The sequence below is a fragment of the Roseburia intestinalis L1-82 genome (genome assembly GCF_900537995.1).
Classification (GTDB): domain Bacteria; phylum Bacillota; class Clostridia; order Lachnospirales; family Lachnospiraceae; genus Roseburia; species Roseburia intestinalis.
Genome location: NZ_LR027880.1, coordinates 509,304 through 524,963 on the forward strand (window position 1 = coordinate 509,304; position 15,660 = coordinate 524,963).

Consider the following 15,660-nt stretch of genomic DNA (forward strand, 5'->3'; position numbering starts at 1 on the left):
CGGATAAGTGAACGGATATGAAGAGAAAATAAAAGACCGTCTGTTTCTGGAAGTGTGCAATGCGGCAGGCAGAGAGGAATGGGACGGACTGGCGCATCAGCAGAAGGAAAACCTCATGCTGGTATGCCGTCTCAGCGGGTATGACGAAAAGTTTCAGAGGGACTGCGGACTTGTCACCAGAGAGCAGATGGAGCATTGGGGGATAGAAGAAGAGGTGCTTTTTCAGGATGCATGGGCAAATATGTTTGCAAAACGTCCGCCGCTCCTTATGGATTTTGAGGATGCCTACGGGCATCACTATGACCAGAATATCCTTTCGATGGAGAAAAAACCGGAGAGAATCTGGAGGACGGATGCCGACTTTTATGTCCTTACCAACAACATGGATCATGGGGCGGTGTACATGATGGACGAGGCAACGCTGCAAAAATCAGCAGAAAAGCTGGATGGAAATCTGATCGTCCTTCCGGCATCCATCCACGATGTGTATCTTATGGTGGAGAGGGAAGGTCTGGACATGGAACGGCTGAGGAATGGGGTATATGGAGCAAACAGGGCGTTCCCGGAGGCAGACTATCTGTCCGATGAGATTTATCGATATGACAGGGATACGCACAGGCTGTCTGTCATACCGGCGAGCGTGCAGGAAGAGCAGGCAGGAATGGTGCTTTCTTAAAGGTGTGTTTTTCTGAAAACATTTCAACTGGGAGTTTATGGGAAGGAGGAACTATGAGAGCAGTATTTTCCAGAAAAGAGCCGAAGATAGAGGCGAAAGAATTCTGTGTGGAAAAGGTCATCATGCTTCCGGCTGGGGAGTATGAATCTTTTACCAATCATCTGATGCACAGGCATGATTTTATCAGGGAAAATTTGGATTTCATGTATGAAAAAGATGGGGTGCGGCACTGTCTTTTAGTAACCGGAGAGGGCATGGAGGAAGGTGTTCTGGTGGAGAGCGAAGGGTCATCTTACGCCAGATACTTTGCCTTTGTGCCATCGGTAAGCGGCATTTTGGAACAGGAGCAGGCAGTGAAGGAAACACAGACGCTGTCCATGATAAAGGAAAGCGGACAGGAAGAGCAGGCAGGAATGGTGCTTTCTTAAGGGTGTGTTTTTCTGAAAATGATTTCAACTGAGAGTTTAAATTTGGAGGTAAAGAGATGAAACAGGCAGTCGTTACGATCAAATATGATGAGGAAAAGTTAAATGCTGTGAAACAGTACATGGGAAAAAAGGACGCGGATTTTGATGCGGAACTGAAGGAAGTCCTTGGAAAAATGTACGAAAAATATGTACCGCAGGCAGTCCGTGAGTACATTGAAAGCAGAGGGGATGTGCCGCCTGCAATCAAAAAGGCAAACCGCCAGCAGGGCAAAAACAGTGTGGCATCCGGCAGTGCTGCGGAGAATGAGTAGGGAACGGAGGAAGCATGGACAAGATAAAGATTCTGAAAGTAGAGTCGGGGAAACCTCCCTGTGTGAAGGAGATTGCGAATGACTTTAAGGCAAGTCAGGCAGAGGTGGAGGGAGACATTGAGTGCGTTGGTTTTGGAGATGGATGTGTGGCAGTAATCAACGCTGAAGGAAAACTAAATGGAATGCAGCCGAACCGCAGGAATGGTGATGACATCATCTGCGGTCCATTTTTTATCTGTGGGGATAGCCCGGACGGTGATTTCATTTCCCTGACGGAGCAGCAGATCGAGGAATATACCAGACGATTTGGAGAGATTGAGCAGTTTACAGGGCAGGAACCGGAACTGGAGCCACATATGACCATCCTCGCTTTTTAAGAAAGTGACAGGACAATGGAAAGGAAACGGCACAGACACCGCCGTGTGAGCCTGCGTGTGGCAACGTGTGCCGTTATTCTGCAAAACTGGATAAAGTGACCGATTAAGCTATATTCTGCCCTGTATGAGCCGATTTGGAGAAAATAACAGAAAACCCGGAGTGCGGAGGCATCCAAGACTCCGAAAATGGGGATGAAACGGGGCTGTAAAACAGGGTCGAAAATAGTGCAGGTTAAAGGGGTTATGCCGCAAAAGAGCGGCTTAACCCGTCAGACACCCACCGGCAGAGCCGTTGGGCAGTTCTAAGCATGGCATAACTTTTTTGGAAGATTCGGAAAGGTTATGCCATTTTTATTTTTGTTACAGTGCAATCAGGCAGTAGAGGCCGGCAGAAGTTATGCCTTTTGCAGAAACAGGAAAAAAGTCTATAGACAGAGGAAAAAGAAGGAGGAAATGAGTAGTCCCATGGGGTGAGGTGCGCACCACTACCAGAATGGGACGATGAAAGTATTGGAATTATTTGCAGGAACAAGGAGCATCGGGAAAGCCTTTGAACAACGGGGACATGAAGTATTCAGTGTGGAATGGTCAAAAGATTTTGAAAACATTGATCTGTATGAGGACATCAGCAAGGTGACGGCGGAGGATATCTTAAAACTTTTTGGAAAACCGGATGTCATCTGGGCGAGTCCTGACTGCGCTACTTTTAGTATTGCAGCGATCAGCCATCACAGAAAAAAGAATCCAGAGACAGGAAGTCTTGAACCGGTCAGTGCATATGCAAAATTCTGTGACAGGGTAGACAAACATGTGCTGGAACTCATTGAGCAGCTACAGCCAAAGTATTATTTTATAGAGAATCCGAGAGGCGGCATGCGCAAGATGGAATGGATGAAGAACCTGCCAAGATATACAGTGACCTATTGCCAGTATGGAGATAACAGAATGAAACCGACTGATATCTGGACGAATCATCCGAACCCTGAATTTCTGCCGATGTGTCATAACGGTGATTCATGCCATGTACCGGCACCGAGGGGAAGCAAGACAGGAACGCAGGGACTGAAAGGTTCGAGGGAGCGCAGTGTGATACCGCAGAAACTGTGTGAGCATATCGTAGATATTTGTGAGGAGGGATGAAATGAATACAAAAGCAATTTATACCGTTCACGAAAACGGAAAGGAACACTATTTCTTTTCGGAACATGCGGGAGGTTTCAGTTACCCTTTTGCAGTAGCTGATTTTCTGCATAGTCTAAAAGGTGTGCTGAATGACCCGATGTCTCCACAAAAAGGATTATGTGCAGCACCAATGCTGGAACAGATGAAAGGCAATTATTTGTTCCCGGAAGAAATAGAGGGAAAAGAATTGTTTACTGCGGTTAAAAAAGAGCAGATGTTTCAACTTGCAGTGAAAGAACAGGCATCATTTGGAATTGAAATCGATATGGAACAGGATACGGTATCATTCCATTTCCGGGAGGGAGAGGAAGAACTGCAGGAATTTTGTGACATAGGATTTCCAAGGCATGGAGAAAGGGGAGAGTATAGTGGTGAAACCTTTTATTATGCTGCGGATAATCTGAGAGTCAAAAATATGATGGACGGAATTGAAATGTCGATCAGTGCGGAAAACGAAGAAGCATACAGGAGCATGATATTAAAGGCTGTGCAGAAACAAACTGAGGAGCAGAGTACAGGAATGAGCCAGCAGATGTAAGGAGATGGAGGAGAATGGAAAAAGTCAGAAAAGCATTTTATATTGAAGAAGAACTGCTGGGGCAGGTAGATGCCCTGTTACCACAGGCAGATGTGCGTTCACGAAACGAATTCGTCAATCGGGCACTGCGGTTTTATATCGGATATCTCACTTCGGAGAAAATAGAAAATTATATGCTGACAACCATCTCCTCTGTCATGCATGCAACGGTAAAGGACAGCGAGAACCGCATGGCTCGTGCAATGTATAAACTTGCAGTGGAAACTTCCAAGCTGTCCCATGTGATCGCATACAGCCATGGTGTGGATGAGCAGGCACTCGGAAAGCTGCAGGCGAAGTGTGCAGAAGAGGTGAAACGGATCAATGGAGCAGTGAGGTTTGAGGAGGCATATCAATATCAGCAGGGGGATCGTTTTTAAGAAATAATTTATTGAAATGCGGTAAGACTTACAGTATGATAAAAGAAAAGGAAGGAGTGGTACATGATGACACAGATGAAGGAACGGGCAGTTGAATTGATAGAACGTATTCCAGATGAAAAAATGTTTTATGTGATTAATATTCTTCAGAATCTTGAGGAAATGTCATCCAACAGACCTGCAGATAAGAAACAGGCAATGGAAGCACTCCAGAATGTGCTGAAGTTCAGCGGAAGATTACCAGAAGATTTTGACGCAGACAAGGAATTACAGGAGGCAAGGGAGGAAAAGTATGGTAATATTGGTTGACACAAATATTATTATAGATGCACTTGCCAATCGGGAACCATATGCTGATGATGCAAAAAGAATTATGGAAAAATGTGCGGCAAGGGAAATAACAGGAATACTTGCGGCACATAGCATACCAAACTTGTTTTATATTCTTAGAAAAAATTTCAGTCAGGAAGAAAGAAGATTTCTTCTGAAAAATTTATGTGAGATATTTCAGATTTCTGACTTGAATGAAAAGAAGATAGTAGCTGCATTGGAAAACAATGCATTTTCAGATTTTGAAGATGGTCTGCAGGAAGAATGTGCAGTTGAGTCTATGGCAGATTATATTGTTACACGAAATCCGGCTGATTTTAAGCATTCAAGAGTAAAAGTAATTCTCCCAGATGAGTTGTTGAGAGAGTTAGAAAAAAATTAATTATCAGAAGGGAATACAGGACCATTACTTCGGTAGTGGTCTTTTCTGTACTCTTAAAAGCTGTGAATTTATGAGGAGGAAACATAGTTGAAAGATTTTGAAGGGTTCATTAAGAACTATGCTACCAGAGATTTTTTCTATTTTTTTGCAGAAAAATCTATTGAAATATATAAAAATCAAGTAGAAAAATTAGATGAACATTTGGTATGTAATATTACATTTCCTTTAAACATTATTCAGCATGGTTTTATACATAAGCAGGCAAAAGTCATGTTATCGGCATGGGATATTCCAAACATGGCATATCTTTCTATCACGAATTCCAATGATTACAGAAATGATATTATGACAGAACAATTAGCAGGAAGAGTGGTCAACCTGTATCGTGGGTATGAAAATAAGCATTCAGGAAGTGAATATATTGGAAATAATGGACTGCCTAGTATATTCAAATATTTGATGGGAATGTCATATGAACAATTTAAATACGCAAATCCGGCATGGATATATCAGAACTATAACCGCAATTACCATATGCTGATCGGTTCGCCTAATATTAACAGGGAAAAAATAGTTGATATCAATGTGATTACAAACGAATTATTTGGACTTACAGCAGAGGAATTGTTAGCAGTAGAATGGATTATCTGGTGGCTGTGTTCTATTCATCCAGATCCATTAAGCGCACCGGAAGAGTTATATAGAAAAAAAGAAAATAGCATCCTGACAAAGAAAAATCTGGAGCGGGTTATAAGTTATTATTCTGTGACCTATGAACAGGTGAGAAACTCATCATTGCGAAAACAGATTTTCTACAACAAACCATTTGTGATTACGCAAAAGACGAAAGAAACGATTGCAGTCAGTTTCTATTTGGTACAGATGATGATAGCAGATGGATTGTACTGGCTGATTCGGGATTACTATCACAACAATCATTGGGGAACCAAATTTATAATTGCTTTTGGAGAGATGTTTGAGGATTACTTTGAAGAACTGGCAGGTTTATATCTGCCCAAGAATTCATGGCATAAGATTCCAGAGGAAAGAAAAAAGAGTGCTGATTATTATGTTGAAGTGGATGAAGCGGTATTTTTGTTTGAATTAAAATCAGGATTACTTGGACTGGGAGCAAAACAGCAGGTGCCGGATGTTGGGCAGATTGATATATTTTATAACAGGAACATAAAAGAGGCATATGAGCAGTTGAAGGCATCAGAGCAGGAATATAAAGGAGAGAAACCTGTAATAAAGGTTTTTCTTTTGGTTTGCGCGCCATGGGCGCGCTCTAATGGGTGAAAGTCCCGAACACGCCTAGGCAACGAGGAAGTGTATAGCAGAACAGCAAGGGTGTCCATCGTGAGGTGGAATCTGAAGGAAGCTGTAAGCAAACTCTTGGTCCGACGGACAGAAATCACATATAAGGCTCGGAAATACGGATAAGTCTGCCAAAAGAGATGAAGTCCTAAAGTTGCTGGAAGTACGAGTAGATGTGGCGGATAGATGAGAGGAAAGAGCGTGCACCTTAAGCGTGGAGGTCTCACAGGGGTTTCATTAGCCTAGTAACAACGAACTGTGAGAAGTCAGCCGAGCCCATAGTAGTGAAGAAGTCTCTGTAATGGAGATAGAGCAAAGGGGCGAACAATCAATAAGTTTGAGTATGTCTCGTATTGCAGAAGAGATAACATCTGCCGTAACCAATCGGGTAAAAGATGGTCAAATCAAGCGGGACGGAAAGGAAAGAACGCATGGACACAAGTAGTCTAATGGAGCAGATACTATCTAACGATAATCTCAACAGAGCATATCTGCAAGTCGTACGAAACAAAGGTGCCGAGGGAGTAGACGGAATGAAGTACACAGAACTCAAGGAATATCTTGCAAAGAACGGCGAAATTATCAAGGAACAGTTGAGGATAAGAAAATATAAACCTCAACCAGTACGAAGAGTGGAGATACCAAAGCCTGATGGTGGTGTCAGAAACCTGGGAGTACCGACAGTAACAGACAGATTCATACAACAAGCTATTGCACAGGTTTTAACACCAATCTATGAGGAACAATTCCATGACCATAGCTATGGATTCAGACCGAACAGATGTGCACAGCAAGCAATCCTTACAGCACTCGATATGATGAATGACGGAAATGATTGGATTGTAGACATTGACTTGGAAAAGTTCTTTGACACAGTAAATCATGACAAACTTATGACTATCATAGGTAGAACTATTAAAGATGGAGATGTTATCTCTATTGTCAGAAAATACCTAGTCAGTGGAATCATGATTGACGATGAGTATGAGGATTCTATCGTGGGAACACCTCAAGGTGGAAATCTCTCGCCATTATTGGCAAATATTATGCTGAACGAACTAGACAAGGAAATGGAAAAGAGAGGACTTAACTTTGTACGGTATGCGGATGACTGTATCATTATGGTCGGAAGTGAAATGTCTGCGAATAGAGTTATGAGAAATATCTCACGATTCATTGAGGAAAAACTAGGACTTAAAGTCAATATGACGAAGAGCAAAGTAGATAGACCAAGAGGAATTAAATACCTTGGGTTTGGATTCTACTACGATACAAGTGCACAGCAATTCAAGGCGAAACCACATGCAAAATCAGTAATGAAGTATAAGAAGAGGATGAGGGAACTCACTTGTCGTAGCTGGGGCGTTAGCAACAGCTATAAAGTAGAGAGACTTAATCAGCTTATCAGAGGATGGATTAACTACTTTAAGATAGGTAGTATGAAAACTCTCTGTAGAGAACTTGATGGAAACATTAGATATAGAATACGCATGTGTATTTGGAAACATTGGAAAACACCACAAAACAAAGAGAAGAATTTGGTTAAACTCGGCGTTCCAAGATGGGCGGCACATAAAGTGGCAAATACTGGCAATCGGTATGCACACATGTGTCACAATGGATGGATACAAAAGGCTATAAGCACAAAGAGACTAACTTCATTTGGATTAGTCTCAATGTTAGATTACTACACCGAAAGGTGTGTTACTTGTTAAGTTGATTGAACCGCCGTGTACCGAACGGTACGCACGGTGGTGTGAGAGGTCGGGAAATCACTCAGATTTCCCTCCTACTCGATTATGAGAGTATGACCAATACACAGATGATAGTCGGCTCATTGCCGGAAATATTTGAGCAAGATCCAAGATGTTATATTATGACAATAGATGATCTGGAGATGCTTCTGGCAACCTATAAAAAGGATAAAAGCAGATTTGATGATGTTGTGAAAGCACTTGTTGAAAACAAAAGAGGAGGCAACGACTATAAGAGTGTTCTGGAAATATTGAATATATATCAGGCAGTTGGCGATATGCACTTTATTGGAGAAAGAGATTATTTCAATAAAATAGCAGAAAAGCTGAAAAAGGAATTAGGGACAGACCAATAAGGAGGACACCATGCCCAAACTTATCCTACGCTGCAACTACCTCAAGAACTCCCCGCCCGCACACCTTGCTAATTACATCAATTACATCGGCACCCGTGAGGGCGTGGAGAAGGTAGGCAGCACGACATCTTCACTGCCAGCCACCGACCGGCAGAAAAGTCTGATTGAAGATATTCTGGCAAAGATTCCCGATGCGAACCGGATGCATGAGTATCACGATTATATCCAAAGACCAACCAGAGAAAATGCATCGGAGTTTATTACGCAGGCGTTGGAAAATAACCTTGACATCATAGCGAAAAAGAAAAATTATATGGATTATCTGGCAAACAGACCGGGAGTAGAAATCATAGGTACTCACGGTCTGTTTTCAAATGAGGGAGAACCAGTGGTGCTGTCCCGTGTGGCAGAAGAGGTGGCAAATCATCCCGGTGTGATCTGGACGAATGTCATCAGCCTGCGGAGGGAGGATGCCGAGCGGTTAGGCTATGACAGTGCCGCCCAGTGGCAGGCACTGTTGAGGAGCAGGGTGCAGTTGCTGTGTGAGAATTGTAAGATAGACAGCCGGAACCTGAAATGGTATGCGGCATTCCACAATGAATCCCATCATCCCCATGTGCATCTGGTGGTCTATTCTTCTGATCCGTCCGAGGGATACTTGACGGCAAAGGGAATTGATGCCATGCGTTCTGCATACGCACATGATATTTTCCGGCAGGAGTTTCTAAGCATCTATGAGAAGGCAACCGAACAGAGAAACCAGTTAAAAGAGCAGGCAGAAAAAAGTCTGCTTTTTTTGTTGCAGCAAATGCAGGAGGGAGTCTGTCATAATCTCAAGATTGCAGAGCAGATGCAGCTTTTATCCAGACGGTTAAAAAATACCGGAGGGAAAAAGGTATATGGATACTTGAAAGCAGATGTGAAAGCCATCGTAAATGACATTGTAGATGAACTGGCAAAGGAAGAGCGTGTGGCAGAATGCTATCAGGCATGGCTAAAAAGCAGGGAGGAGATACAGCATTACTATAAAGATTCGGAAATAGAGAGGATACCGCTGTCACAGCAGAAGGAGCTAAAGAGCATTAAAAACATGGTCATCCGTGAGGCAGTCCGTTTTGGAGAAGGGTATCTGTATCTGGAAGAAGCGGAAACGGGAATGGAACGGCTGGAAGAGATATCCGAACAGCAGACAGAAAGCCTTGCCGCATTGCAGGGGGAGGACATGCCGGATATCATGCCTGGACAAACGGAGATGGAGGAGCAGGAACCAGACAGGCAGGAAGAAGAGCATGGGGAATCCGTTTCTTATTTTGCCAGATGGACGGACCGGTATAAAGAAGCGAGGGAATATCTCTATGGCACGATGGAGGCAGAACCAGATGAGGAGGCAGCCCATGAGATCATGCTGGAAGAGGCAGAGCAGGGAAATGCGTATGCCATGCACGACATGGGAAAGATTTATGCACAGGGCATTGGATGTGAAGCAGATAAAGAAATGGCAGATGTGTGGTACAAAAAAGCATTAGCGGCAATGCAGTATGTAGAGCAGAAGAAAAAGAATACCTATCTGGAATACCGCATCGGAAAAATGTATCAGTACGGACTTGGCACAGAAGAGAATCTGGAACAGGCAGGGGAGTGGTTTTTCAAGGCGGCAGTAAAGGAACATAAGTATGCGCTCTATTCCCTTGGCATGCTTTATCTGCAGGGGAAAGGAGTAGAGCAGAATGAGGAAACCGCATATAGTCTGCTGTTCCGGTCTTACAGCAAGGGAAATCCCTATGCGGCGTATGAACTTGGAAAACTTTATGAGACAGGATGCGGAACAGAGAAAAATCAGGAAAAGTCGGAAAATTGTTATCGTGCTGCTTTTCTAGGTTTTCTGAATCTGGAGAAAAAATCAAAGGATGATACGCTCTGGTATCGTATTGGCTGCATGTATCTGCATGGGATAGGGACAGAGGCAGACGAAACGAAAGCCGAACATTATCTGACAAAAGCATCTGATTATGGCAACACCCATGCCTCCTATCAGCTTGCCAGACTCTATATCAGACAGGAGAGCCAAAAGTTAAGCGGGGAGTCTGGGACAGCACCGGATTACGCAAAGATTGCAAAAGCGGTAAAGTGGCTGGAAGAATCAGCCGCACAGGAAAATCCGTTTGCGGATTATGCACTGGGACGCTTGTACAGGGAAGGCACACTGGTGGCGGCAGACATGGAAAAAGCAGTGTTCCACCTGAAACGTGCCGCAGATGCCGGAAACAGCTATGCACAGTATCAGCTTGGAAAAATATATCTGGAAGAGGACAACAAAAACATTCCAGCAGCCATACAGTATCTGACACTGGCTGCGAAACAGAAAAATGAATTTGCAGCATACAGGTTAGGGAAACTTTATCTTGCCGGAGAAGAACTGCCAAAGAACACAGAGCTGGCACTGCATTATCTGAAGATGGCGGCAGACACCGGAAACCAGTATGCACAATATACCCTTGGTAAAGTGTATCTGATCGGAAAGGATGTCCAGCAGGACAAGGAACTGGCATACGACTATTTTTTAAAATCCGCAGAGCAGGGAAACATTTATGCAGCGTATTTTTTAGAACACTGGAATGACATGCCACACCCCGATCTGCTCTTAATGGCAACAAGGCTCATGCGGCATCTGGAACATATCATCGAAGAGAATGTGGCTGGAAGGAAGAGCGGAGGCCACAGGCAGGGGATTGACAGAAAACTGGCACGAAAAATCCGGCAGAAGAAGATTGCACAGGGACATGCCGTGGATGACCATGAGGACATGGTACAGACACAGTGATCACAGGAGGAGAAGTAGAAATGATGAGAGGAGGTACGATTGGGAGATTTTATTTACTTTACAGAGGAACAGAAGGAGCGAGCCAATGCGGTACATATTGCGGACATCCTTCGCCGGGAGCATGAGGAAGTGGAGCGTTCCGGGAATGAATGGCGTTGGAAACGGCACAGGAGTGTGACTTTTCGGGGGAGCAGTTGGTACCGCCACAGCAGACAGGTCGGAAGTCATGCCATTGATTTCATGCAGGAGTTCTTCGGGATGTCCTACCCGGAGGCGGTGAGCTATCTGCTGGACGGAGAACAGGGACAGCTTATTGAACGGGGAAAAAGGCAGGAGACAAAAAGAAAACCGATAAAAGCCGGGAAGGGACGGCAGGCTGTAGAAAAAGAACAGACAGAGGAAAGAAAAGAACAGAAAGAGCCAAAGGAACTGAAACTGCCGGAGAAAAATCCGACCATGAAGAGAGTCTATGCATATCTTCTGCACAAACGTCATATTGACAGGGAAATCCTCTCGTACTTTGCAAAGGCAGGAACCATATATGAATCTGCGGAGCATCACAACATTGTGTTTGCCGGACTGGACAGCGAGGGGAAAATCCGGCATATCCATGTGAAGGGGAGCTGTTCTGACGGCAGGAGCTTCCGGCTGAATCAGGAAGGCTCGGAAGTTGCCTACGGATTTGGATACAGGGGAACCGGGAACAGACTGTATGTGTTTGAGGCACCCATTGACCTGTTATCATTTCTGTCCTTGTATCCAGAGAACTGGCAGGGGAACAGTTATATCACCTTAAACGGTGTGGCAGAGCATGCCATGCTGCAGGCATTGAAAGACAATCCCAGACTGGATACGGTTGTGCTGTGCCTTGACCATGATCCGGCAGGCATAGAGGCGTGCGGCAGACTGGCAGAGATTCTGGTACGCAATGGATATGGTGCGGTAAAGAGGTTACAGTCAGCCTGCAAAGACTGGAATGAGGATTTAAAAGGCAGATATGGTGAGGAAACAATTCCGGCACAGGAGCATCCGAGAGTCATGGAATGCAGGGCATGGACAGAGGTGCTGAAAGAAGTGACGGAATCCATCAACATCAAGTATGCCAACAGAAGTTATATCTGCCGTTATTATCAGGATATTTATAATGAACTGAAAAAGGGCAGGAGCAGGGAACAGCTTATGGATGCCTTTGACGGACCGGGGATGCTTTTGACCGGAGTGCTTGTGCGGTGCATGGAAAAAGAGGGAATCGCACTTGGCAGGGAAACTAGTGCAGACCAGATACTGGAAAATCTGTCAAAGCGTTATCAGCCGCATAAAGACAAGGGAAACTTCAACACCCGCATCCGGCAGATGCAGGCAGCCTTTGAAGAAACACTGGAGGTGTTCGATACAAAAGACTTAGAACAAAAAGAAGATCAGGAACTGCTTGCCAGAAAATGTATGAGCCTTGCGATGGAATGCATCCGGGCTCATATTTTTGTTGCCATCGACTGCGGGGAAGAGCAGATGAAGCCGGCAAAACAGACTGTGAAGGAACAGAAAATGGAACATCAGGAGGGAGGAATGATGCTATGCAGCCAGTCGTGATGCTGGTGATCGCAGGGGTGGCAATGTTTTCCGTGATTGGAGGCGTGTCACTTCTGTCACACTATTATACATTAAACGGAATCAAGAGCAGGACTGTCGGGGACGGTCAGCATGGAACGGCGAGATTTGCCACGAAAAAGGAAATCGCAGAAACCTATGTGCAGGTGCCCTATGAACCGGAGCTGTGGCGCAGGGGTGAGAACCTGCCGGCTGCACAGGGACTGGTACTCGGCAGCATGGAGCGGGCAGGAAAACTATACGCACTGGTGGATACCGGGGATGTGCATTGCCTGATGATTGGCGCGGCAGGAGTCGGAAAGACCGCACATTTTCTGTATCCCAACATTGAATATGCCTGTGCCTGTGGAATGAGTTTCCTGACCACGGATACAAAGGGAGACTTATACCGCAACTATGCAGGCATTGCAAAAAAATACTATGGCTACCATACGGCAGTCATCGATCTCCGTAATCCGACCAGAAGCGATGGTGACAATATGCTCCATCTGGTCAACAAATACATGGATGAGTATCTTGCAGACCATACGGACCTGAGTGCTAAGGCAAAAGCAGAAAAGTATGCAAAGATCACGGCAAAGACCATTATCTCCTCCGGTGGTACGGACAGTTCCAGCTATGGACAGAATGCATTTTTCTATGATGCGGCAGAAGGCGTGCTGACGGCTGCCATCCTGCTCATTGCGGAATTCTGCCCGGATGGAAAGAGGCATATCATCAGCGTGTTCAAACTGATACAGGATTTACTTGCACCATCCAAAGTGAAAGGGAAAAACCAGTTCCAGCTACTTCTGGCAAAACTCCCGGATACCCACAAGGCGAAATGGTTTGCAGGGGCAGCCTTAAATACGGCAGAGCAGTCCATGCAGTCGGTTCTCTCCACAGCGTTGTCCAGACTGAATGCTTTTCTGGATTCCGAGCTGGAGCAGATACTCTGTTTTGATACCGCCATCGATGCAGAGCTTTTCTGCAAAAAAAAGACGGCGGTGTTTCTGGTCATGCCGGAGGAGGACAATACCAAGTATTTTATTATTTCTCTGATCTTACAGCAGCTCTACCGGGAAATCCTTGTGGTGGCAGACGAGAACGGAGGGAAACTGGACAATCGTGTGGTTTTCTTCTGGGATGAGGTCGGAACGATTCCGAAGATTGAAAGTGCAGAGATGATGTTCTCAGCGTCCCGATCCAGAAGGGTGAGTATCGTACCCATGATCCAGTCCTTTGCCCAGCTTAATAAGAATTATGGGAAAGAGGGTGCAGAAATCATTATCGATAACTGTCAGGATACCATCTTCGGAGGGTTCGCTCCGAACTCGGAGTCAGCGGAAGTGCTGTCAAAGAGCCTGGGCAACAAAACCGTCATGTCCGGTTCCATCAGCCGGGGAAAGAATGATCCGAGCCAGTCCCTCCAGATGATCCAAAGACCGCTCATGACAGCGGATGAATTAAAGTCACTGCCAAAAGGAAACTTTATCGTATCAAAGACCGGGACTCACCCTATGCGGACAAAACTGAAACTGTTCTTAAAATGGGGCATCACATTTGAAGAACCCTATGAGATTGAAGAAAAATCTGCAAGAAAGGTAGCATACGCAGACAAGCAGGAAATTGAAGAGGAGATCATACGGAGATATATGTGCTGTATGGAAGAACCGGAGGATACACCTGTGGAAATGGCAAGGACAGGAGGCATGCAGCAGACACCGCTGACGGACACCATGAAAAAGATGCGGCAGACCTTACGGACGGAAGATTAGGAGGCAGGGTGACTAGGAAAGAAATCTATGAAACAGAGCTGCCACACAGGGCTGTGGCGGTCTATCTGTATCTGGAGACTCGTGCGGACAGGGAGAGGACATGCTATCCGGCAATCGGTACCATTGCCAGAGAGCTGCACCTGTCTGTAAGTACGGTCAAGCGTGCAATCCATGATTTGGAGTGTGCAGGATTTATACAAAAAAAGCAGAGATGGCGTGAGAACGGAGGAAAGAGCAGCCTGCTCTATGAAATCATAAAATAGGCACAAAGGGATTACTGCGCCGGTCAGGTGGACTATGGTATGGTTCACCGTGGCCTGTGCAGGGAACTTTTCACTTTAAGGGGAAGAACAGAGAAAAGAAAATACAGTTGGCGATATGAAACATCAATATATTTTTTCGGAAAAAAACTAAGAATTGAAGTATTATCAGATGGATCAGATGGATTATGTGGGGGATTCATAAAGTAGTGGTATCAACATGACGATATAGAAAATGCAGGGAAGCATTGTATTTCAAAGAGTTTGAGATACAGTGCTTCTGCGTTTCTATAGGAGATAGTCGTTCTATGCGAAAAATAGTCATTTGATGCGGAGAATGATCGAGCGGAAGATTTGTTTGATATAATAAAGAGTGCTAGGTGAGACTTGTATGGTTTACAGGCATGAGAGAAATCAAAGACAGGAATGAAAAATATGAACATTATTATTTGTGATGACAGGATAGATGACAGAAAAAATCTATCAGATTTGCTGTCAGACTATGGTGAAAAAAAGAATTATGAGTTTACTATTACAGAATATGAATCCGGAGAACAGTTATGCGAAGAACAATCGGCTTTGGAAGCGTGTCAGCTATTATTTCTGGACATCAATATGCAGGGGATGGATGGGCTGAAAACAGCTATGAGGATTAAAGAAAAATATCCAAAACTTCCAGTTGTGCTGGTGACGGCATACATGAATTACGCACTGGATGGATATAAGGTGAAAGCAAGCCGTTTTCTGCTGAAAGATAACCTTGCAGATACTATAGAAGAATGTATGGATGATTTGATAGCAGAAATTAATAAAAACCGTAGGATTCTCGAATTTCGTTTTGTGGAAGGAACGATAAAACTTTATGCAGATGACATCATTTATATAGAAACAGAGCTTCACAAAAATGTATTTTATACAGAAAAAGGGACATTTCAGATTTATAAAAAACTGGATGAACTGGAAAACGAATTAAAGAATATGGGATTTGTGCGGGCGCATTTAAGTTTTCTTGTAAATATGAAATACATTACCAAAATCAGCAGTTATGTGATGACACTTACGACAGGAAAAAAGATTCCGGTTCCCAAGGCACGATATGCACAGGTAAAGAGGGAATATATGCTGTATAAGGGAGAAGAATAAC

General features: G+C 44.4%; 17 protein-coding genes. All 17 read left to right on the top strand.

The genetic code is table 11. The annotated features are described in order from the left end of the window. The first annotated feature begins 7 nt into the window (after positions 1-7). The gene (locus RIL182_RS02550; protein ID WP_006857297.1) at positions 8-676 is read left to right on the top strand and encodes a DUF5688 family protein; all 669 of its coding nucleotides are present in this window, start codon (positions 8-10) and stop codon (positions 674-676) included. A gap of 53 nt (positions 677-729) precedes the next feature. After that, a complete protein-coding gene (locus tag RIL182_RS02555; protein ID WP_006857298.1) occupies positions 730-1,104 on the top strand; it encodes a DUF6329 domain-containing protein in 375 nt (124 codons plus the stop codon). 56 nt (positions 1,105-1,160) lie between these two features. After that, complete coding sequence (locus tag RIL182_RS02560) at positions 1,161-1,415, top strand: DUF6103 family protein (RefSeq protein ID WP_006857299.1); 255 nt, start codon at positions 1,161-1,163, stop codon at positions 1,413-1,415. Between the two features lie 14 nt (positions 1,416-1,429). Continuing rightward, positions 1,430-1,792 carry a DUF3846 domain-containing protein gene (locus RIL182_RS02565; protein ID WP_006857300.1) on the top strand — a complete coding sequence of 121 codons (363 nt, stop codon included), beginning with the start codon at positions 1,430-1,432 and terminating at the stop codon, positions 1,790-1,792. Positions 1,793-2,293: 501 nt separating this feature from the next. Then, positions 2,294-2,932 (top strand): DNA cytosine methyltransferase, encoded by a 639-nt coding sequence (locus tag RIL182_RS02570; RefSeq protein ID WP_006857340.1) that lies wholly within the window; start codon positions 2,294-2,296, stop codon positions 2,930-2,932. Between the two features lies 1 nt (position 2,933). Beyond that, positions 2,934-3,512 carry a hypothetical protein gene (locus tag RIL182_RS02575; protein WP_006857301.1) on the top strand — a complete coding sequence of 193 codons (579 nt, stop codon included), beginning with the start codon at positions 2,934-2,936 and terminating at the stop codon, positions 3,510-3,512. 14 nt (positions 3,513-3,526) lie between these two features. Next, entirely contained in the window at positions 3,527-3,931 is a 405-nt protein-coding gene (locus RIL182_RS02580) for a hypothetical protein (protein WP_006857302.1), read from the top strand. Between the two features lie 63 nt (positions 3,932-3,994). Further along, a complete protein-coding gene (locus tag RIL182_RS02585) occupies positions 3,995-4,240 on the top strand; it encodes a hypothetical protein (protein ID WP_006857303.1) in 246 nt (81 codons plus the stop codon). Further along, a complete protein-coding gene (locus RIL182_RS02590) occupies positions 4,224-4,643 on the top strand; it encodes a PIN domain-containing protein (RefSeq protein ID WP_006857304.1) in 420 nt (139 codons plus the stop codon). Before RIL182_RS02585 ends, RIL182_RS02590 begins: the two co-directional genes overlap by 17 nt. Before the next feature lie 87 nt (positions 4,644-4,730). Continuing rightward, complete coding sequence (locus RIL182_RS02595; RefSeq protein WP_006857305.1) at positions 4,731-5,942, top strand: hypothetical protein; 1,212 nt, start codon at positions 4,731-4,733, stop codon at positions 5,940-5,942. 449 nt (positions 5,943-6,391) lie between these two features. Then, the gene (gene ltrA / locus RIL182_RS02600; RefSeq protein WP_157351184.1) at positions 6,392-7,675 is read left to right on the top strand and encodes a group II intron reverse transcriptase/maturase; all 1,284 of its coding nucleotides are present in this window, start codon (positions 6,392-6,394) and stop codon (positions 7,673-7,675) included. 161 nt (positions 7,676-7,836) lie between these two features. Beyond that, positions 7,837-8,070, top strand: a complete 234-nt coding sequence (locus RIL182_RS02605; RefSeq protein WP_134523011.1) for a hypothetical protein — start codon at positions 7,837-7,839, stop codon at positions 8,068-8,070. Between the two features lie 10 nt (positions 8,071-8,080). Continuing rightward, positions 8,081-10,891 (top strand): MobP3 family relaxase, encoded by a 2,811-nt coding sequence (gene mobP3, locus RIL182_RS02610; RefSeq protein ID WP_134523013.1) that lies wholly within the window; start codon positions 8,081-8,083, stop codon positions 10,889-10,891. A gap of 39 nt (positions 10,892-10,930) precedes the next feature. After that, a complete protein-coding gene (locus tag RIL182_RS02615) occupies positions 10,931-12,481 on the top strand; it encodes a DUF3991 and toprim domain-containing protein (protein ID WP_134523015.1) in 1,551 nt (516 codons plus the stop codon). Beyond that, on the top strand, positions 12,466-14,256 hold the full coding sequence (locus tag RIL182_RS02620; protein WP_044999552.1) for a VirD4-like conjugal transfer protein, CD1115 family: 1,791 nt from the start codon (positions 12,466-12,468) through the stop codon (positions 14,254-14,256). The genes RIL182_RS02615 and RIL182_RS02620 overlap by 16 nt, the downstream gene beginning before the upstream one ends. A gap of 8 nt (positions 14,257-14,264) precedes the next feature. After that, on the top strand, positions 14,265-14,519 hold the full coding sequence (locus RIL182_RS02625) for a helix-turn-helix domain-containing protein (protein WP_006859185.1): 255 nt from the start codon (positions 14,265-14,267) through the stop codon (positions 14,517-14,519). 432 nt (positions 14,520-14,951) lie between these two features. Next, on the top strand, positions 14,952-15,659 hold the full coding sequence (locus RIL182_RS02630) for a LytR/AlgR family response regulator transcription factor (RefSeq protein WP_242655647.1): 708 nt from the start codon (positions 14,952-14,954) through the stop codon (positions 15,657-15,659). Position 15,660: the final 1 nt, after the last annotated feature.